This is a genomic window from Tenacibaculum sp. TC6 (assembly GCF_050606265.1).
Lineage (GTDB): Bacteria > Bacteroidota > Bacteroidia > Flavobacteriales > Flavobacteriaceae > Polaribacter.
In genome coordinates this window covers 14,390-35,253 of record NZ_JBOCUK010000031.1, presented here as the reverse complement: position 1 = coordinate 35,253, position 20,864 = coordinate 14,390, and the positions used below count along the sequence as shown (strand labels likewise).

20 protein-coding genes are annotated in these 20,864 nt (G+C 32.7%); 12 read left to right on the top strand and 8 right to left on the bottom strand.

The features are described from left to right. Window positions 1–160 precede the first annotated feature (160 nt). From ACQY1Q_RS14150 to ACQY1Q_RS14135, 4 genes are all read right to left on the bottom strand, one after another. Window positions 161–610 carry a DUF1572 family protein gene (locus ACQY1Q_RS14150; protein ID WP_431005975.1) on the bottom strand — a complete coding sequence of 150 codons (450 nt, stop codon included), beginning with the start codon at window positions 608–610 and terminating at the stop codon, window positions 161–163. A 14-nt stretch (window positions 611–624) separates the two neighbouring features. Further along, entirely contained in the window at window positions 625–1,410 is a 786-nt protein-coding gene (locus ACQY1Q_RS14145; protein WP_431005974.1) for a PhzF family phenazine biosynthesis protein, read from the bottom strand. 183 nt (window positions 1,411–1,593) lie between these two features. Beyond that, entirely contained in the window at window positions 1,594–2,358 is a 765-nt protein-coding gene (locus tag ACQY1Q_RS14140; RefSeq protein ID WP_431005973.1) for a tetratricopeptide repeat protein, read from the bottom strand. After that, the gene (locus tag ACQY1Q_RS14135) at window positions 2,342–2,767 is read right to left on the bottom strand and encodes a hypothetical protein (RefSeq protein ID WP_431005972.1); all 426 of its coding nucleotides are present in this window, start codon (window positions 2,765–2,767) and stop codon (window positions 2,342–2,344) included. Before ACQY1Q_RS14135 ends, ACQY1Q_RS14140 begins: the two co-directional genes overlap by 17 nt. Before the next feature lie 699 nt (window positions 2,768–3,466). Between ACQY1Q_RS14135 and ACQY1Q_RS14130 the strand changes: the two genes are divergently transcribed. The 5 genes from ACQY1Q_RS14130 to ACQY1Q_RS14110 all read left to right on the top strand — a co-directional run bounded on the left by ACQY1Q_RS14130 (window position 3,467) and on the right by ACQY1Q_RS14110 (window position 9,936). Then, window positions 3,467–5,185, top strand: a complete 1,719-nt coding sequence (locus tag ACQY1Q_RS14130) for a hypothetical protein (protein WP_431005971.1) — start codon at window positions 3,467–3,469, stop codon at window positions 5,183–5,185. Between the two features lie 11 nt (window positions 5,186–5,196). Beyond that, window positions 5,197–7,881: a hypothetical protein gene (locus ACQY1Q_RS14125; RefSeq protein WP_431005970.1), complete on the top strand. Its 2,685-nt coding sequence runs from the start codon at window positions 5,197–5,199 to the stop codon at window positions 7,879–7,881. 12 nt (window positions 7,882–7,893) lie between these two features. Next, entirely contained in the window at window positions 7,894–8,487 is a 594-nt protein-coding gene (locus tag ACQY1Q_RS14120; protein WP_431005969.1) for a hypothetical protein, read from the top strand. Between the two features lie 119 nt (window positions 8,488–8,606). Continuing rightward, window positions 8,607–9,134: an RNA polymerase sigma factor gene (locus ACQY1Q_RS14115; RefSeq protein WP_431005968.1), complete on the top strand. Its 528-nt coding sequence runs from the start codon at window positions 8,607–8,609 to the stop codon at window positions 9,132–9,134. Window position 9,135: 1 nt separating this feature from the next. After that, on the top strand, window positions 9,136–9,936 hold the full coding sequence (locus ACQY1Q_RS14110) for an anti-sigma factor (RefSeq protein ID WP_431005967.1): 801 nt from the start codon (window positions 9,136–9,138) through the stop codon (window positions 9,934–9,936). 106 nt (window positions 9,937–10,042) lie between these two features. On the opposite strand, the gene ACQY1Q_RS14105 is transcribed toward ACQY1Q_RS14110, so the two are convergent. The 4 genes from ACQY1Q_RS14105 to ACQY1Q_RS14090 form a co-directional block, all read right to left on the bottom strand. Beyond that, the gene (locus ACQY1Q_RS14105) at window positions 10,043–12,286 is read right to left on the bottom strand and encodes a TonB-dependent receptor (protein ID WP_431005966.1); all 2,244 of its coding nucleotides are present in this window, start codon (window positions 12,284–12,286) and stop codon (window positions 10,043–10,045) included. Window positions 12,287–12,289: 3 nt separating this feature from the next. Beyond that, window positions 12,290–13,576, bottom strand: a complete 1,287-nt coding sequence (locus tag ACQY1Q_RS14100; RefSeq protein WP_431005965.1) for a tetratricopeptide repeat protein — start codon at window positions 13,574–13,576, stop codon at window positions 12,290–12,292. A gap of 69 nt (window positions 13,577–13,645) precedes the next feature. Then, window positions 13,646–14,200 carry a DUF4331 family protein gene (locus ACQY1Q_RS14095; RefSeq protein ID WP_431005964.1) on the bottom strand — a complete coding sequence of 185 codons (555 nt, stop codon included), beginning with the start codon at window positions 14,198–14,200 and terminating at the stop codon, window positions 13,646–13,648. Between the two features lie 26 nt (window positions 14,201–14,226). Next, a complete protein-coding gene (locus ACQY1Q_RS14090; protein WP_431005963.1) occupies window positions 14,227–14,877 on the bottom strand; it encodes a DUF4331 family protein in 651 nt (216 codons plus the stop codon). Between the two features lie 491 nt (window positions 14,878–15,368). On the opposite strand from ACQY1Q_RS14090, the gene ACQY1Q_RS14085 reads away from it, so the two are divergent. The 7 genes from ACQY1Q_RS14085 to alr all read left to right on the top strand — a co-directional run bounded on the left by ACQY1Q_RS14085 (window position 15,369) and on the right by alr (window position 20,863). Continuing rightward, complete coding sequence (locus tag ACQY1Q_RS14085; RefSeq protein WP_431005962.1) at window positions 15,369–15,554, top strand: hypothetical protein; 186 nt, start codon at window positions 15,369–15,371, stop codon at window positions 15,552–15,554. A gap of 10 nt (window positions 15,555–15,564) precedes the next feature. After that, complete coding sequence (locus ACQY1Q_RS14080; RefSeq protein ID WP_431005961.1) at window positions 15,565–16,002, top strand: GNAT family N-acetyltransferase; 438 nt, start codon at window positions 15,565–15,567, stop codon at window positions 16,000–16,002. A 1-nt stretch (window position 16,003) separates the two neighbouring features. Beyond that, window positions 16,004–16,867, top strand: a complete 864-nt coding sequence (locus ACQY1Q_RS14075) for a sigma-70 family RNA polymerase sigma factor (RefSeq protein ID WP_431005960.1) — start codon at window positions 16,004–16,006, stop codon at window positions 16,865–16,867. Between the two features lie 71 nt (window positions 16,868–16,938). Then, window positions 16,939–17,133, top strand: coding sequence for a 30S ribosomal protein S21 (rpsU, locus tag ACQY1Q_RS14070; RefSeq protein WP_431005959.1), 195 nt, complete (start codon window positions 16,939–16,941; stop codon window positions 17,131–17,133). Beyond that, window positions 17,134–18,564: a sodium:solute symporter family protein gene (locus ACQY1Q_RS14065; protein WP_431005958.1), complete on the top strand. Its 1,431-nt coding sequence runs from the start codon at window positions 17,134–17,136 to the stop codon at window positions 18,562–18,564. A 7-nt stretch (window positions 18,565–18,571) separates the two neighbouring features. Beyond that, window positions 18,572–19,708 (top strand): amidohydrolase, encoded by a 1,137-nt coding sequence (locus ACQY1Q_RS14060; protein WP_431005957.1) that lies wholly within the window; start codon window positions 18,572–18,574, stop codon window positions 19,706–19,708. Further along, a complete protein-coding gene (alr, locus tag ACQY1Q_RS14055; protein ID WP_431005956.1) occupies window positions 19,709–20,863 on the top strand; it encodes an alanine racemase in 1,155 nt (384 codons plus the stop codon). The last annotated feature ends 1 nt before the right edge of the window (window position 20,864 follow it).

Sequence of the window (20,864 nt, the reverse complement as noted above, 5' to 3'; positions counted from 1 at the left end):
GTTTGTTTATTATTTATAAATGGCCTCGTATAACCGTCAGTTACGGCTAAATTAGCGATAATTTTTGGTTTGATACTGATGTTAGCAATTCCGAATGGATTCGGAAGTAGTCGAATCCGTCATAATTGCGGTTATATATTGTTGTGTACTGTTTTTATTTTTAATCATTTTCAATTAGTCTTCTATGATAATTTATTTGTCCTAAATGATAGGTCAAATGAGTTGTCAGATGCACTAATAAATACCCGGTCGAAGTCTTACGGTCAAATACTAAAATTGGATATTCGTTTTCTAAAATATTTTCATCCAAACTGTCCAATGTTTTGTTAATCATTTCGATAGTATTTTCAATCATTTGAATTAATTCTTGCCTTGGAACATTTTTTAAAGAAAACTCCAACTCTCGTTTTCTTACATAACCTGTATAGCCTAATTCTCCTCCAACGTAAGTGTTTAAATTGCCTATCAAATGCAAACAAAGATTACCTGCTGAATTATTTACTTGTCCTTTAATCTTCCAGATATCTGCTTCGATTTTATATTGTTCAACTTCCGTTATCAAACGTTTCAAATCTCTGTTGAATAATATTTTTAAAGTGTCAATAATCATATCTATAAAATAAATTATCCTTCTAAAACTGTTACTGCTTCTCCCAAAATAAAAATTTTGTCTTGTAAAAATTCTGTACTCATTGTTCCAGTTCTTAATGAGGACTGATAAGCGTTTAATTTTGATTTGTTCAATTTTGTCGCCCAATATTTTGTCAAGAACGTTTGGATAGCACCAGTTACAGGGCCTTCATTGATTCCCGCCCAAGGCCAAAAATATCTGTAATGAAAATCAAACTTTGGGCTATCAGAAATGGCTGTTACTAAGACACCATTTATTCCTGTATATGAATTTATTAATGTTGCAAAATCAGGTTTTAAATTAGCCAATTCTACTGCACTTTTAATCTCTATTAAAATTATTTTATTATTCGGGCTGTATCTTTTATTTACAATTTGAGAAATTCCAAGAGCCTCTAACATTTTTTGAGGTACGTCAATTTCTTCTGTGTCATAAACAGGAAATAGCATTTTGATTTTACCCTCTACTTTCTCAATAAAAAGTTCAACATTGTTACAGTTGATAAATTTTATACTCTCAAATGAAGTTGTGTCGAAAATAATTTTTGATGATGCTAACGTGGCATGACCACATAAAGGAATTTCAATTTTTGGAGTAAAAAACCTAATGCTATACGTGTTGTTAGCAATTTGTTTAATAAATGCAGTTTCAGAAAAACCAATTTCAGTAGCAATTTTTTGCATTGTGCTAACTGTAAGTTCTGTGTCAGGAAGACAAACAGCTGCTGGATTTCCTTTAAATTTTTCATTTGTAAAAGAGTCAACGAAATATGTTTTCATTTTAGAAATTTTCTATGGAATTTAAAGTTTGTTCAAAATAGCACCCAACGGTTTCGGCTATAAGTAGTTGCGTGGGTTAGTACTTACTTTTGCAAGTACACACCAAACTGAAAATTCGCGAGGATTTTCAGAAGTAGGCGAGAACAAGCAATTACTTATAGCCATTGTTGTAAACAGTTATTTTTAGTTCAAATTTTGTTTAAATTCTTGAATTTCTGATATATAAATCTCATTCAAAAACTCGTTATAAACATCATCACGTTTGTAATGAATATTATTTTCTGCTTTTAATAAATTCTCTTTTGCTTTTTCGATTTGTCTAAGTTTTTGGTAGGCTTTTGCCATTCCAAAAAAAGATTCAGGAACATATTCCGATTGTTTTAAAGCTCGTTCAAATTCTGAAATTGCTTTTTCGTAATTCCCGAGTTCGTATTCGCAAAGTCCGAGATAAACAAATGATTGAACGTCTGCCCAATCCTCTTTTTGGTTTTGGATGTTGCGATTAAATAGTTCAATTGCTCTTTGATATTCCTTTTTTCCGAAAAAACATTCTCCTCGCAAAAAGTCGATATCTTCTCCCCAAGGTGCATCTACGAAGTTTGGTGTCAAACTGTCAAGTCTGTCAAAATCTTCGAGAGCTTTGTCAAAGTCTCGTATTTTTCTTAACCTTATCCAACCTCTGTAACCTAAATGTAATTTTGGGTCGAGTTCTACTGCTTTATTTAAAAATTTAAAGCCTCTTTCAAAATCTCCAGCTTTGTTTAAATGGACAGAGTATTCCATATATTCATTACTGTCTTGTGATTCAAAATTTTCAATCCGTAGGGATAATTCTTTAGATTTCACAATCCTATTTTCGTTCCAAAAATAGACATAGATTCCAAAACCTATTGCAATGACTAAAATAGCACCAATTATGTAGCCAAATATTTTAAAAAATTTCTTCAATTTGTCCGTCTTTAATTTTTAGCCTAATTAGGTTGTACGTGTTATAATATTTATCTCTTTTCCAATTCGTTAGTCCTATTGCAATTTGTTCTAATTCTTTAACTAATTGTCCATTATTAAATTCAGTACTTTTATAATTTTCGTCAATTTGAAATGTTTCAATTTTGCAAAGGTTTCCTGTTTTCGAAATATTTAGTCTCAATGTTATAAATCCACTTTTTGGTTCAATTTCAGTTTCGGATAATTGAATTTCTTTGAAGGCTTTTCTTAAAGTTGGGCTTTCGCCATCAATTCTACTGTTTGTTCCATTCCACCAATAAGGCACAATTCTATCATCGCAATCATTCTTTTCTTGCGAAAAAGATTGAATAGAAAAAAGTAATATTGTTAGGACGAGAATTTTTTTCATAATTGGTTATAACTTGCTTATATAAACATAAAATACATCGTTATACCTTCCTTTTAGGTATTAAAACGATATGTTTACATGTTGTTATATAACAAATATAAAAGTTAAATATTGAAACCATCAAAAAGGCTTTTTTATTTTTTGAAGACTTGTAGCATTAACATGAGTGCACATTACATTTTTTTTTAATAAGGTATTCATCGTTAAAAAAACAATCTCTCTTTTAATAATTTATTGAATATTTTTTCAGAGCTAAATTTAAAGAATAACTCAATTGATGAGGTCTTTCAGATTTTAGTTTCTTTGATAGAATGCTATTGCCCTATAACTTTTTGTACAAACATTTAATCTTTTTTTATTTTCATTGTACAAACAGATAAAAACTTTTTTGTACAACAAAATATTTTTTTTGATAATAAATTGTACAAAAATTTATAATATCTACTGTACACCGTTTTTCTAAAATAAATTTTAAGGTGTACAATTTTGAATAAGTATAAAACAACAAATCAGTTTTTAAAATAATACAAAAAAAGCTGCTTATAATAGTAATACGGTTATAACAACTATTATTACACTTATACTCTTATATATTGAGTTTCAAGAAAAAAAGGAAGAGTAAGTTATAGTTTGGGGTATATTTATCTCATAATCAGAGTTAAAGTTTTAACAACCCCCGCAAAAATAATTCAATTCATCATGAGTGGACAACAAACCTTAGCAGGGTATGATATGGTATTAACGCTATCTCAAAATACTATAAACTACCAGTTTCAACAGTTACATAAGCTAAACATTATTCATAAAAAATGGAGTGTTTTAGCTGGCAATACTACTACCGGAGATAAAAAACCTTTTCATATTTCTAATGAAGATAAAAACTTTACAACAAAACTCAACCGATGGATTTCTTTACAAGAAGAAATAAATCAGGCAAAAACAACTAATAATTGGACATTGGTTGGGGAGTTAGTTAAAAAAGTTGAAGAAGAAGGTGTTAATTTTAATTTTGGCTGGGATGCAAATTTAGAAGCACCAATTGTTCATATAAAAGAAAAAGAAAGCCAAAGTTTATTATTAGAAATTCGATTTAAAAGCGGGAAACTCTATTACAGACCGGAAGCTATAGCGGCCGTTACAGAGTATGAACTTAAAAATATAGTTTATGCCTTTACAGTTCCCATTGGTCAATTAAAAATTAATAAGAATGCAATGATTTTAGATGCCGGAGAAAAGGTGTCAGAGATTATTCGAAATAGCGGGTTAACAGAGCAGGATTTTACTATTGAAAGCTTGTTTTTAAATTTTGAAAATGCAAATATTTCTACATTTGATAAAGCCAGAAGTACGTTGCCGCAACAAGCAGCGGAAGCATTTCAAATAGCTGTAGAAAATTATTTTAATCTAACATTAAAGAATAGTGATAACCCATATGTGTTAGGTTATGGAGTACACCGTAAAAAAATTAAGGAGACAGAAAAAGCAATGTTTCAACCAAGTTCTTTAGGCTTTTCAACTTCTTATAGTTCACATCAAAAAAAGCAAGGAATGTTTAGCGGTCTTAATTTTTTAATGATGTTGAATGATACTAAGCCACCTAATAGTAGTACATCCGGAATTTTACCTCAGAGTTTATTAGAATTAGAAAAAGATCTTACCAGTACAATAGATGGTGTTTTTGCAATTCAAAAAGAACATTTTAATAGTTACGTCTATTTTTTAGATACATATGTTCAGGAAACATTTGCAGGTCTTGATAATATGGAAATAACAAATGGTTTTTCTGATGGAAAAATGACAGCTCAAAAAAATGAAACCAGAGGAGATGATACAATTCGTAGCGTATATACAATAACCCGTGAGCGAATTAAAGAAGACGAAACAGAATCTAGTATTACGGTTCGATATAAAATTGAAATTTCAATTGATGTAAAAATTTATGCATGGTTTTTAAAGGTAGGAGAAAAAACACTTTCAACATCCGGTCAGTACACAAAAGATAAGATAAATCAAAAAGGAGCTCCCGGATATTTAGATTTTACCATTAAAGCAGGAAAAACAGGACGTTTTGATTTAGATCATACCCTTACAAAGCCTAGAGTTGCTTTTAATGAAAACCCGGACTTGTTTGGAAATGGATTTTTACAAGATTTATTAAAAATTCTTACACTTATTTTAGCTTGGATTGTTGTGGTTATTGAAGGAATTATTAATCAGATAGCAGTAGATTTAGGTAAAGAGAGCGTAACAAGAAACAATGAATTGATTAATAAATTGAATGCTATTGATGTATTAAATCAAACCAATAAAATTATTTTACCCTTAGGAAAAGTTTACACGTTTAAAAACCTACGCTTACTGTCTGATAAAGATATTGTGGCCTACGATGTGGCTTATGCACCTGTTGTAGAAAAATAAAAAGATACCTCATGAAAACAGATACTCAATTTAGAATCACCAAAGAAGATAATGTTACGGTTGACTGTTACAGTGAATTAATGAATAATTATTTTCCTGAATCTTCTATTGAAGCAAAAGAAGATATCAGATCCTTAATGATAGGTCCTGAAAAACCTATGATTTTTTACCTAACCAAAGAGCGCAAATTAAATGCTGTTGTTAGAAGTGAGGGAGTAACTTCAGGATGGACGCAATTAAGTTTATCACAAAACGAGGTAGCTTCTTTTGAAATAGAATACAATGTTGAAGAAGATTCGTTTCAAATTGCAAAAGTTGAAGATAATAAAGTGTGGATATCGCACGAGATTACTTTAGGAACTACTCAATTTCAAACGTTAGATAAAAGTATAACTTGGACTAGCTTAACGGCAGCAACCAAAGAAGAGCAAATTAATAAAGTATCTTTAGGAGTTGAACATGTGCTTTTTGCAACAACTACTAAAAATAAAGATGCTACATACTACATTTCCCGATTAGATGAAATGGAAGTTAAACAATATACACTTCCGGAAAATGGAATGAAAGTAGCTCAGTTTGAGCTAGGAAATTTTTTATACAATAAAGGAGTGTTTTTATTGTATGACTTAGGTAAAGAACGCTCGTTGTTATTTCAATCATTTCCGGATCCGATATATGATAAAACTTCTAAAACTCGTTTTGAGCTAAATGAATTTATCAATTGTTTTACGTTACTAGAAGATAAAGAAGGAAATGATATTGTGTATGCTGCCGGTAATACCATACGCGAATTTGCAACCATGGAAGGGAGTGAAGATTTTAACGTAACAGATCTTCCGGTCGCTTTAAATAAAATCCATAAAATAAGAGCTGCTAGGCATGAAAATGAACGTAGTGTATGGGCGTTGGATTCACAAGGACTACACTACCAAACAAATCATTTTTTTGATCAAAGCACCCATGAATTTGTACACAATACATGGACGCAACCTATTTTAATGGTAAAAGAGGCAGAACAGTTTAGTTGTTTGAGAGGAAAAGATATTCGAAATCAATTGTTCTCTATCAATACAACTCATGGAAGTGAAGTAACGTGGTTATGGCAAGATGCTGTTACAACACTATGGAATCAACAAAATATTACGGTAAAAGCCGCAGACAGTATAAAAGAAATAGAAACGTATTCTGCACATATTCGTTTTAAATCTACCACAGTAACCAAAACATTTGCCGGAACTAAGGTAAATATAAGTGCAGATACTAATTTGTTTGTTTACATTGACAGTGAAAGTTATCGTATAGGACCTAATCAACAAGCAACAATAACACTAGGAGTTGTACCGGAATTTACAGTTATCTGTCCGGTTTCAGATATAGCATCATCAAATATTGTATTAAAAGCTGACTTTTTAAAAAATGATAAAGCTATTAGTTTAAACGGAAAAGTTTTAGACCGATTACAGGAAAGAATAGATTCCGGAGGAGGCTTAGAAGGACTTAAAAAACCTAATGGAAGTACTTTGGTACCTGAAGGAACAGATTCAGGAACCTTAAAAAGTGCTGCGGAAGGTTTAAAACAACTATTTTCTGTAACCAAAAACATGGAGGTAGAAGAAAAAAGTAGTATGCAACGAGCCACTTTTAATATACAACCCACTAATACAGGAGCTATTTCTTTATCACAAAATGCATTAGCTTTTAACGGAATTACTTTAGGAGACTTTTTTCATTCAGTTTGGGACACCGCCAAATCAGCATTTGAATTTGTAGTTGAAAAAATAAAAGAAGGCGTAAAGATTATTATTAAAGTAGGAGAACAGGTTTTTAATTGGATAGTAAAAACACTGCATGAAATAGGGAGGTTTATTCAAAAAGTATTTGATTCTATAAAAGTGTTTTTTAAAGACCTATTTGAGTTTTTAGCTTTTCTGTTTGATTGGGATGCTATATTAGAAACTAAAAACGCTTTTAAAGCTTTTGCTAACAATGCCATTATTAGTTTAAAAGATGAAGTAAAACATATTAAAAAGTTTATAGACGATACCTTAAATAAAGAGATAGAAAAGTTTTCTCCGGAATTGGTAAAAGTACCGGATACTCTATCTGAAGTAGATCCGTCTCAACCAGCAGAAGAACGAGAGGCTGATCCTCGCTCAAATTGGTTAAACTCTAAGAAAGATTTTATCAGGGGAGGACAAAATTCCTCAACAACTCCACAAATACCAACAGAGTTTTCTGATGTGTTGGAACGATTTTTTAAAGAAATGGGAAGTATCTTGGCTGAAGCCGGTAACGGATTTAAATTACAGGTTGATATTGTTTTTGATGGTTTTAAACGAGTCATCAACGGGCAACTCCCTTTTGTAGACTTCTTAAAATTACTACTTCAAAAATTAGCAGGACTTAGCTTGTTTTTAATTAAACAGTTAATGGATGCAGTGTTAACTTCTTTGGTTGCATTATTAGAAGTGGCTCAGGTAGGATTAAATAAAGAATGGAATATTCCTTTAATCTCTGATTTGTATAAAACCATTACTAAAGGAGATTCCTTAACATTTATTGATGTAATTTGTTTATTTATAGCCATTCCTACTACTGTTTTATATAAAATAGGAGAGGGAGAAGCTCCTTTTAGTAACCATAAATCGAAAGAAGCTTTTATAGCTTCAGGCACTACCATTTTTAAACTAACCTAAATCAATTTAATTATGTCAAATGAAGATGATGAAATACTAGATGATATTTCAAAATTTGTAGCCTATACAGGAGTAGGGTTATCTGCATTAGGAATTTTATTTTATCCTGTAGAAGAAGTTGGTAATGTAACTGAAACTGATTTAGGTTTTATACCAACCGTATCTAAAGTAATTACCGGGTTAGGTTTGGTAACTAGCACTTGGGGAGTAATAATGCTTTATAAAAAGCATGTAAACCTTCCGGATTCTGTAAAATGGATTTTAATTCCTTTACTTATTTTAGATGTAGTACTTTTAGCAATATTAGTGGCTGTAATGCTAGGCCTGAAAAAATTAAAAATAGCAGGAAATTTTGTAAGTAAATATTTACAACCGGCGGTTTTTAGTTTAGGAGGAGCCGGATTAATAGTAGGAATGGCGGTTTTTCCGGAATACTTATTAAAAACTTCATGGATAGGAAAAATAATTCATTATTTACCGGCAGGTTTAGGGTATGCACCTATTAATAAACATCCGTTTTATGCCATTGTGATTCTTGTTCGTACAGGAGGTTTAATAACAGCAACCGCAGGAGGTTTAATAGAAGAAATGACCGAAAACCAGTAATTTGTAATGAATAATAAAAAATAAAAACTCTCAGTATTTCTGGGAGTTTTTTGCATTCTACAGTATTGTTAGGTTGATAGTTAAGTTTTTTTAGTAAATTTAAACATTAACCCTTATGGATGGACTTAGAACTACTAGTTAAGAAATTTAGAGAAAAAGATGCGTATGCATTTGAAACCTTATATGAAATGTATTACCAAAATATTTCAGGGGTAGTATTTAATATTGTTAGAGACTCTGAAATAGCAGAAGAGGTAACACAAGATGTGTTTATAAAAGCATGGAATAATGCTGCTTCTTACTCCGAACAAAAAGGACGATTTTTTACATGGATGTTAAACATAGCACGTAATGCCGCTATTGATAAAACCCGCTCTAAAGAATTTAAGAAGAAATCTCAAAACCTTGATGCTCAAATTTTCGTAGATATAATACAAGACCATGAAAATTTAGATGAGCGAACCAATGCTATTGGTATTAGAAACTTTGTGAATAAACTGGCAGATACCTGTAAAAAGCTAATAGAGCTTTTGTATTTTAAAGGATATACACAAAAAGAAGCTTCTGAAAATCTTGAAATACCGTTAGGAACGGTAAAAACAAGAAGCAGAAATTGTTTGAACACTTTAAGAACGATGTTGGAATAATATGAATGTACAAGAATATATAGAATCGGGTATTTTAGAATTATACGTAGCAGGTTCTCTTACCGAAAGAGAAAATGCTGAGGTATATGAAATGCTACAAAAATACCCGGAGTTATTGAGTGAGATTGAAAAGATTGAACAAACAGCCTCTGTGTTAACGTCAAGTGTTGCTCCTCAACAAAATAAAGCTTCGTTTAAAAAGCTTTTAATAAAAATGATTCAAGAACAAGAAACGCCTGCCAAAGTAGTTTCTATAGGAAAAACACCATCTAAATGGATGCAATATTCAGGTTGGGCAGCTTCTGTACTTGTGGGAAGTACCCTATTGTTTACGGTACTTAAAAATACTTCTTTAAAAGATGAGTTGAAAGTAAGTACAGTTGAAAAGAAACAGTATGAAGAGTTGTTAAATGAAACTAAAACAACGTTGCAAATCAATGAGGATTTATTAACAGCACTTAGAGATAAAAACATAATTACCATTCCGTTGCAAGGACAAAAAGTAGCGCCGGAAGCCTATGCTAAGGTATATTGGAATAAAAGTAAAGAAACACTGTATGTTGATGTACAAGGATTACCGGAACCGCCAAAAGGAAAAGTATATCAATTGTGGTCTTTAAAACTCGATCCGTTAACTCCTACAAGTTTAGGAACTATGGATACTTTTGTAGGCTCGCATAAAATATTTACAGTGAAAAACCCAAATGATTCTCAGGCTTTTGGAATAACATTAGAACCTGAAGGAGGTAGTGTTTCTCCTACCTTGGAACAACTCTACACTTTAGGAGCAGTAACCTCATAAAAATTGAAATAGCCGTTTGTAAAATCGGCTATTTCTTTGGGTTAATTATAAATCCCCCCGATTTATAATTAACAATTGTATATATCAAAAAACGAATACAAACATTTTAAAAACGATAGGTTACCGTAGCTTTTGCAAAAAATGGTGTGCCGGGAGTAAAATGTATTTCAGTTATCGGAGCTGGTTCATTTTGTAACCTTGAAGTCGTGGCAAACTGTGTTTCATTCCAGGCTACATCAAAAATATTATCAATAGAAACACCAAAAGAAACCTGTTTTCTATGGTAATTAATCGAAAAATCATTTACAAAATACCCTTTAGCAACAATACTGTTATCTTCATTAGCAGGTCTGTTATCAATATACCTAAAATTAAATCCTCCGGAAAAAGCACCTAAATTAGTAACGTAAAGTCCTCCGGTAACAGTTACATCCGGAGCTAACGGAATATAATTTTCTCCGGTTTTATCTTCTACACTTCTGGCATTGGTATAGGTAGCATCAGTATTTATATATAACCATTTAGCTATTTGGTAGCGTATGCCTAAATCTATTCCGTAACGTCTGGATTTTCCTGAAGGCTCTACAACACCGGCATCGCCCACATAAACCATTTCTTCTTCAGAAAATAGATACCAAAGAGCTGAGTTTAAAATAATATTTTTAGTAGGTTTCCAAATACTACCTATATCTACTCCGTAAGCTCTCGGTAGCATTTTTTTGGTATTATCCTGTAAAATAACGCGAGCGTCATTAGAATGAAAACCTATTCCTGATTTTATAAAAAACTGTAAATCGCTATGCATGGTGTAGGTAATATTCAGTTTTGGATTAAGAATAGCCTTGTTTTTAGACAAAACGGTATATTCCGGTTGTAATTGATCGTTATATAAAAACTTAAAATAATCTAAACGAAGCGAAGGGTTAATCGTTAACTTTTCAAAGTCAATTTCTGTATTAAAAAAAGCATACATATTAGTTTGTTTGATATTTCCTAATTGTACCTTTTCTAGGATTTCGCTTCTGTTTTTTGTTTTTGAAAGTGCTATGTTATTAATTTTGTCGTATCGAATACCTAAACCAGCATGGTAATTAATATGACTGTCAGCATAGTTTTTAGTGTTTTTTATAACGGAGTTAAACCCGTAAATTTCTCTGTTTTCTTGCTGTTTTATTTGATCACCGTTAATAGGATCTTCTAAGAAAAATGTAAAGTTTGAAAACAATTCAAAGTTGTATTTTGTATAAAAAACATTGCTTTGTACTACGGTGTTTTCTTGTAAGTTTTTAAAATATTCAAGGTTAACATTACTTCTAGATGTTTTTCCGCCTTCTGTATCATCAATAGCTCCAAAGCGAGTTATGTTTCCGTTGTCAACTTCTCTTTGTGGAATTTGTCCTGAAGCATCCCAACTACTGGTAAAGTGAGAAGCTGTTAAAGTTACTTTGTCAAAATTACTAAGCGTTGTAGTATATTTTCCGAAGATATTAGTTCGATTGAAGTTCTGTGGCGATTCAAAGGGACCGTCATTTTCTATATATTCAAAGGCTATGTACGCATTTTCATTGCTTTGAGGTTGCATGAGATTAAACATACCTAAAGTACGCAGTGAATTAAAATTACCGTAGGTAACACTAACCTGACTTTGGTCAAGGCTTTTTTTGGTAGAAAAATCTACATAACCCGCAGTATTAAAATCACCCTGATTGGCTGTATAAGGCCCTTTACCATAGTTTATCTTTTGAATTGTTTCAGGAATAATAAAATGTAAATCGCTATACCCTTGTCCGTGAGCATGAGATACCATATTTACCGGCATTCCATCTACAGAAATTCGAACATCGGTTCCATGATCTACGTCAAATCCACGTAAAAAAATTTGTTCAGCTTTTCCACCTCCGGCATGTTGTCCGATAATTAACCCCGGAACTTTTCGTAAAATTTCCTGAGATGAATTTACCGGGTTTGTTTGTAAATCTATTTTGGTAACCGATTGTAAGGGGTTAGGAACTTGTTCTATAATTAATTCTTCTAATTCTATTGATTTAGGAGTTAAAGGGATGGTAACAACCTTGTTAAAATGGTCTTTATCTAACAAAAACTCAAGTTTTTTATAACCTAAAAGCCCTATATGAACAGTATTACCTATAAAATTATCTTGTAAAATAAACATTCCGTTACTATTTGAATGGGTATGCTTACCGGTAGAAGAGTTATAGATATAAACGTTTTCTAAAGGAATATTTTTAGCATCCGTAATTTGCCCTTTAAAAGGTTGTCCGCTTTTGGTTTGAGCGCAAACAGTAACAGAAATTAACAGTAATAAAACTATGTGACTAACCGTCTTCATATTTTAAATATTTTGAATTTTAGCAATCATTGTAGGGCCTAATTCATAGCTGCTTTCTACTAATTCTTTCTTTAGTTGAAAAGCTTTTTCAGGTAAATTATTGGCCTTGTAAATTTGAGCTAAATTATATAAAACTTCTGGCTCGTGCGTTTTTTTAACAATAAATTGATCGGCTATTGCCAGGGCCTTTGAATAGTTACCTTCTTTATAAAATAGCCATGCTAATAAATTATAAGTTTCAGGAGTGGGTCTGTTAATTATTTCTTGCTCAATTATAGGTAAAGCTTTCTCATTTTGATTAAATTCATTTAGGTATAATTTGATGAGGTGCTGGTTGTACATAGCTCCGTAAAGTTTGTTTTGTACAGAGGTTAAAAAAAGCTGAATATTTTTATTTTTCATAGCTTCATTATTCATATACTCTGCAATCTCAGCTTTTAATAAATAATAATCCGGAGAGTAATGTGTTTCCTGCACTTTATTAATAATTCTAAGAGCTTCCTCAGCATTTTTTTCATGAGAAAAAACAATCCAGGCAATTCCTTTTTTAGCATAAGCATTATCCGGATCGATGGCTAATGATTTTAAATAGAAAGTATAGGATTTTTCTAGTTCATTGTTATGACCATAAAAGTCGGCCAGATTGGTATACGTCCATAAGAGCAATGATTTATTTTTAGATGCCTCGGCTATTTTTAAAGCTCTTTCTAAAAAATGAATGGCTGTTTTTAAATCTCCTCGGGTATCGTTCCATTTAGAAGCACGTATATAGTAATCAAAATCATTGTTTTCTATTGTAGTTAAATAGTGGTGTGCTTGTTCATAAGCTCCTACTTCTAAATACACATCAAAAAGCATTTTTTGAGTGTCAAGTATTTTTTCACCGTCAGCTTCTGCCTTTTTTAATAAGCTTAAGGCTTCCTGAAATTTATGTTGTGAAATATAATTTCTGGCTAAGGCTCTTAAATAGGCTGCGGAAGATGCTTTTTGGTTAATCTCTAATAAATTGGTCTCTGCATTTTTTAAATATTGAACCTCTCCTGTAAGAGAAAAAAGAGAATTATTAACCGTTGCAATTTTAGATAAATAGGGGTATTGACTAGGTTGTTGCTCTAGCTTCTGTGTCCAAAAATATAAATTAGCCTCTTGCTCTTTAAACGCAGTAGGGGTAGTATGGTTTAAATACGCATTGTAATCGTTGGTATTCGTAGAAAAAGGGGAGGTATTATTGTGAGTGCAACTATACAATACCAAAGCTGAAATTCCGAAAATAAGTTTTGTAAGTTTCATAATATTGTTTTTTTGATATATATAAAATAGGTGGTGAGGTATTGGGGGCTCACCACCGTGGTTGTAATCTTACCAAGGAGAAGCAAGATAAGGGAATGAACTTAGGAAGGTTTTATCATTCTGGTCTACATGATCATCAGATAAAGAAGGATTTTCAGAAAAATCTTCTCCACCAAAGATTAAAAGAAGCTCTACCGTAATTACATCATCAGCTAAAGCCCTTCCGGTAAGTACATTGGTACCATCATAAAAAGTAGTAGTTCCGTCTAAAGAAACACTTAACACATCGGTAGCTAATACCGTAGTAAAAGTAGTTGCATCTAACCCTAAAGCATTTTTATCGCCATCATTTGCATAGGCAGGGCTTAAGGCTTTTAAGTTGGTTTCAAACATCATTTGAAAACCGGCTTTTTGTTGTGACGGAATGGTGGTGTTAAAGTTGTCTTTTTGACCCGAGTTTACAAAAACAGTATTAATGGCGGGTCTTCCCATTTGGTCTTTTTGTACATAGGTTCCTGAAAAATCAGGGTTCGGATTTTCCGGAATCATAGTATCATTATCATTACTACAGCCAATAAATGCTGCTATTGCTAAAAAGGTTATAAATAAATATTTTGAATTCATAATTGTAAGATTTAGAATTGGAAGTTTTACGATTTAGTTTTTGATTCTACCCAAGTGTTAATGGTTCCGGTGCTACCAATTTTATTTTTAGGCACCTCAACAACAATTGATAAAACATTGGTTCCGGCAAAAGTGTCGCTACCCGGGTTGTTGAATCCGGAAGCTTTTCCTGAAATAATTTCACCGTATCTGGCAAAATCCATAAAGAAAGGATCGTCTCTAGGGCCGGCAAAAAACATCATACCATTGCTGGTGGTAATTAAAGGTTCTTTACCGTAAGGGGTAATTGTAGCGGTAGCAGTAGGTGCTCCGGTATTAATGGTACTGTTTAAGCCTGTAGTAGCAGGTTGGTAAGGACCAAAGAAATACATTTGACCATCTCTGGGAGTTGCCTGAATAACTAAATCTTCTATATAATCTCCATCAGTGTCAATGTTAAATTCAATTAAAACATTTTCATCAAAAGAAGCAGAAGCCGTTTCAGAAGGACTCATTAATCCTTTTACGTTGGCTACAAATACAATATTATTGGTGTCTTCACCCTGGAAGGCATAATAATCAGTAATGTCTGAATAACTACTGGCTACATCCGGAGCATCAATATGGTCTGCTGCGATAAGCAAGCCAACAAAAGCCGCTAGTATAAAAGCTTTTCCTAAATGTTTTGTTTTTTTCATAATGGTAAAAATTTTAAAGTTAATTACTTATTTCAGCTTTATATACGAGGTAATTCACCAGTCGGTTTTTAAAACATGAAAAAAAATGTAATTTTTTATAAAAAAGAGAAGATAAGGTAGGGAAGGTACTTCTATAATAGTAGGTAGTTAGAAGGCTTAGTGAAATAAACTAATTGATTTTCTTTTTGTTAGCTGTTAAGTTTTGATATCGTTTATTAAATACGTACCTTTGTGCCATATGATAGGTTCTCTATATAAAAAAAGAAATCAGCGAGTTTTCACATTTAACTACTTAGTTTTTCGTGTCCAGTCGGACAAGTTTATCCCACCGGGATTATAAGTTGTAGTTTGACTCTTCGTTTATAGCGACTTAATTTTTTAATCCTATTTGTAATACCGCTTATTAATTTGATTATGCGGTTTTAACCTTTTATTACCTATACAAATACTAAAAAAGTATTTGTATATAACTTTTAATTTAAAAATAAGCCATGAAAATACTATATATCAAAAGAAGAGTAAAGAAAAGTTCTTTGCAAAAACATGAAGATTTAGGAGTACGAACTACACAGATAAAAAAATACTTTTTAGGAATTCCTTTAAAAACTTTATATAAGTATCAGGAAGTATTTCCTAAAGAATTAAAAAACAACCATAACTATCATTTATTCATATAAAACTAAAAGCATGACATTAAAAACTTACGACGCATTTAATCGTATAAGTCCACTAGAAATGGAGAGAGTAACTAACTTTCTTTTTACTCACCTAGAAAATTACGGTGATAAAAAAAGTGCTATCAGAAAAGCTATTGACTATGCGGCAAAAGAACGAACCGGTTTGGGCGGCTATGTATTTACAATGGAAGAAGCTAATGAATTAGTAGGAGCAGTAGTTATTAATAAAACCGGTATGGATGAGTATATACCGGAAAACATTCTTGTTTATATAGCCACTCATAAAGACTATCGAGGAAAAGGACTGGGGAAAAAAATAATGAAACATGCCATAGAGAATTGTAGAGGAGATATAGCACTTCATGTAGAAAAAGATAATCCGGCTAAATTTTTATATGAAAAGTTAGGGTTTACGAATCCGTATTTAGAAATGAGATTAAAACGATAGTATGAGACAGCTAAAAATAATAAAGCAGGTAACCAATAGAGAATCCAGATCTATAGAAAAGTACTTGCAAGATATTGCCAAAATAGGCTTGATTACTGCCGATGAAGAAGTAGAGTTATCACAAAAAATTAAGCAAGGAGACCAAAAAGCATTGGAAACCTTGGTAAGTGCCAACTTAAGATTTGTGGTATCTGTTGCTAAGCAATACCAAAACCAAGGGCTTAAGCTATCTGATTTAATTAATGAAGGAAATATAGGATTGGTAAAAGCTGCCAGACGATTTGATGAAACCCGAGGGTTTAAATTTATATCCTATGCCGTTTGGTGGATTCGTCAATCTATTTTACAAGCATTGGCAGAGCAATCTCGTATTGTAAGACTTCCTTTAAATAAAATAGGAAATATTAACAAAATTAATAAAGCAATAGCTAAGCTTGAACAAAATAACGAACGCCAACCTACAGCAGAAGAAATTGCAGCAGAGTTAGACATAACGATAACGGAAGTTAAACAATCCATGAAAAATACAGGGCGACATATATCTATGGATGCGCCTTTGGTTGAAGGTGAAACTTCAAGTTTATACGATGTTATGCGTTCTTCTGATACGCCCAATCCGGATAAAGAGTTAATAAGAGAATCACTTCAACAAGAAATTAATAGGAGTTTAGAAACCTTATCACCTAGAGAAAGTGATGTACTAAAACTTTTTTACGGTTTAGAGGGGGGTAAACCTATGAGTTTAGTAGAAATAGGAGAAACATTTGATTTAACCAGAGAAAGAGTTCGACAAATAAAAGAGAAAGCTATAAGAAGATTAAAACATAAATACAGAACAAAAATTTTAAAAACCTATTTAGGGTAATTATGCATAGAGGAGTACAGCCGTTTTTTTGTTGTACCCAATAATACGTAACACATAAAAACAAAGAATATATGTTAATAATACAAGTAAAAGAAGGCGAAAATATTGATAGAGCTATCAAAAGATATAGGCGAAAGCACAGAGATGTTAAACTTTTAAGAGAGCTTAGAAACCGTAAAGAATTTAAGAAACCATCGGTTCAAAAAAGAGAACAAACAAAAAAAGCACAGTACAAAGAAAAATACCTTTTAGAACAAGAAAAATAGATGATGGATATACATATAATAGACTTAATTATTTTTATTGTTTACTTGATCTTTATGCTGGGAGTTGGGGTTTATTTTTTAAATAAAAATAAATCACATGATGATTACTATGTAGGAGGTAGAAATATGTCTGCCGGACACATAGGGCTCTCCGTAGTAGCTACCGATGTTGGTGGGGGGTTTTCAATAGGTTTAGGTGGTTTAGGATTTTTAATGGGATTGTCAGGAAGTTGGATGTTATTTACCGGTTTATTGGGAGCGTGGATTAGTGCAGTTTTTTTGATTCCTAAAATATATCCAATAGCTAAAAAACATCACTTTTTAACCTTTCCGGAATCGTTAGCTTTTCACTATAACACTAAAGTAGCTTTTATTGCCGGAATCATTTCTTTAATAGGGTATATAGGATTTACCAGTTCTCAAATTTTAGCAGGAGCAAAATTAGCATCCGCTACTTTTCCGTCTATATCCATTACCAATGCGGTTTTAATCATGGGAGTTATAGCGGTTATTTATACTGTTATAGGGGGTATAAAAGCTGTTATTTATACAGATACCATTCAGTGGATTATCTTAATGGTAGGGTTAGTAGGTATTGGCATTCCTATAGGTTATATAGAAATAGGAGGATGGCAAGCTATAAAAGAAACAGTACCTGCTCATTTTTTATCGCTAACCAACGTTCGGTTTATTGATTTGTTTAATTGGGTAATAACTATTGTGCCTATTTGGTTTGTAGGAATGACTTTATACCAAAGAATTTATGCCTGTAAAGATGAACAAACCGCTAAAAAAGCATGGAAAATTGCCGGACTTTTTGAATATCCGGTAATGGCATTTATGGGCGTTGCTTTGGGGTTATTTGCCAGAGTGGCTTTTGAACAAGGAATGTTTACAGCTATTGGCTATGCTCCGGGTACAAAAATGGATGCCGAATTAGGACTCCCTTTGTTACTACGATCAATACTTCCGGTGGGATTAATGGGACTTATGATGTCGGCCTATTTTTCAGCCATCATGTCTACAGCAGATAGTTGTTTAATGGCGGCTTCCGGTAATTTAAGTACTGATATTTTTGGGTATTTTGGAAAAAAAGTAAGTATTAAAAACTCGCAGATAATAACGTTTTTAATTGGTGGTTTGGCTATTATACTGGCAACTATGATGCAAAATGTATTGGAGTTAATGTTATATTCCTATGCCTTTATGGTGTCCGGTTTATTAGTTCCGGTGTTAGGAACGTTGTTGTTAAAGAAACCCTCTTCAATAGCTGCATTTTATGCCATGATAACCGGAGGGATCACTACGTTAACTCTTATTATTTCAGAAGTTAAATTACCTTTAGGGTTAGATGCCAACTTTTTTGGAATAGTACTGTCGGTACTTGTTTTTTCTTTACTACAGAAGTTGTACGGCAGTGAAAAAATATAAAGATACAATGGAAAATTTAAGTACCACTTTAGAAACACTTCGTAAAGAACTACATGCAAATCCTGAGGTATCAGGGCAAGAATATCATACGCAAAAGTATATACAAACATTTTTAAAAGAACATACAGTTGGCAAGGTACAAGCAATAGCAAACACCGGAGTTGTCGCTGTTTTTGAAGGAAACGCAACCGGAGATACGATATTGCTGAGAGCAGATATAGATGCGTTGCCCATACAAGAAAACAATGAGTTTTTACATAAGTCTAAAAAACAAGGCGTTTCTCATAAGTGTGGACATGACGGGCATACCGCGATACTGTTAGGGGTTGCCATGAGGCTTTCAGAGAAACCAATACCTAAAGGAAAAGTTATATTACTTTTTCAACCGGCAGAAGAAACCGGTAAAGGAGCACAAGCGGTATTAAATGATCCGTTTTTTAAAGAGTTGTCTATAGATTATGCGTTTGCATTGCATAATTTACCCGGATTCGCTAAACATGAGATTGTAGTAAAAGAAAATGAATTTACTGCTAATGTTAGGAGTATTATTATACAATTAACCGGAAAAACAGCTCATGCGGCAGAACCGGAAAAAGGAATCAATCCGGCGCAAGCGATTAAAGATATTATCACGTTTGCTGAGCAACATACCTATACAAATTCAAATTCAACAGATTTCTTTTTAATGACACCTGTATATATCAGTATGGGGGAGAAAGCTTATGGTGTTTCTGCAGGGTATGGTGAAATTCATTTTACGCTCAGAAGTCAATCTACCCTTTTAATGGAAGCCCAGTGTATTGCCTTACAAAACTATTTACAAGAAATTGAAAAAGAATATCAGCTAAAGGTAGCCGTTTCATGGTTAGAAGAATTCTATGCAAGTATAAACAACAAAGAAGCGGTAAGCATTGTAAAAAAAGCAGCAAGAAACCATATGTTTTCTGTACAACTTAAACAAATTCCGTTTAAATGGGGAGAAGATTTTGGTCTTTTTACACAACAATACAAGGGAGCAATGTTTGGGCTGGGAGCAGGAATAGCTGTACCGGCCTTACATAACCCCGACTACGATTTTCCGGATGATATTACCATGACCGGAGTAAGCATGTTTTATAGTATTGTTAATGAAGTACTCAAATAAATGACACACACCTCATACATAGAACTGTCTGAAAAGGCAGTACAAAATAATATAGAGTTTATACAAAAAATGCTGGGAGATGACGTTACCTTTTCATCGGTAGTAAAAGGCAATGCTTATGGGCATGGAATTCATCCGTATTGCACATTAGCTTACGCCAGTGGAGTAAGACATTTTAGCGTGTCTGATGCTAATGAAGCTTATGAAGTGTTAAAAACATTGCCACACCAAGATGTTACGATTATGATTATGGGCATGATAGATACAAGTCAACTAGCATGGGCCATAGAAAATGGTATAGAATTTTATGTGTTTGAAAAAGACCGGTTGCAAAGAGCCAATGAAGAAGCTCAAAAACTTAAAAAGCAAGCTAAAATTCATATAGAGATAGAAACGGGGATGAACAGAACGGGTTTTGAGCCTAAAGAACTATCAACCGTTTTACAGTATATAGAAAAAAATACAAGCCACTTAAAAGTACAGGGTATTTGCTCACATTTGGCAGGAGCAGAAAGTATTTCAAACTATAAAAGAGTAACCGACCAACAAAAAAAGTTTACCGGAGTACTTAAAAAAATAGGCAATCAAAAACCCATGGTAACGAAAGCCCATTTAGCGAGTTCAGCAGCAACGATTCGTTATCCTAAAACCCGACTTGATTTGGTACGAATAGGGATTTTACAATTTGGCTTTTTTCCTACGCAAGAAATTTTAGTACACTATTTAAGTAAGCACAAACTGGTAGCCTCACCTTTACAAAGGGTCATTTCATGGAAAACCCAAATCATGGACATACGAACCGTAAAGGCAGGTCAGTTTATAGGCTACGGAACCTCGTATTTTACCAATCATGTAACCAAAATAGCAATTATTCCCGTAGGGTATTCATCCGGTTATAACCGATCATTAAGTAACAGAGGTAAAGTACTTATCCGTGGAAAACGATTTGATGTTATTGGTACCATAAACATGAATATGATGGCGGTAGATGTAACGCATGCTGAACAAGTAGAAAAAGGAGATGAGGTAGTATTAATAGGACAGCAAGGAGAACAGGAAATAACCGTGTCTTCATTTAACGACGCAATACAAATAATTAATTACGAATTACTAACAAAATTACCGGAAAATTTACCGAGAATTATAACTAAATAAA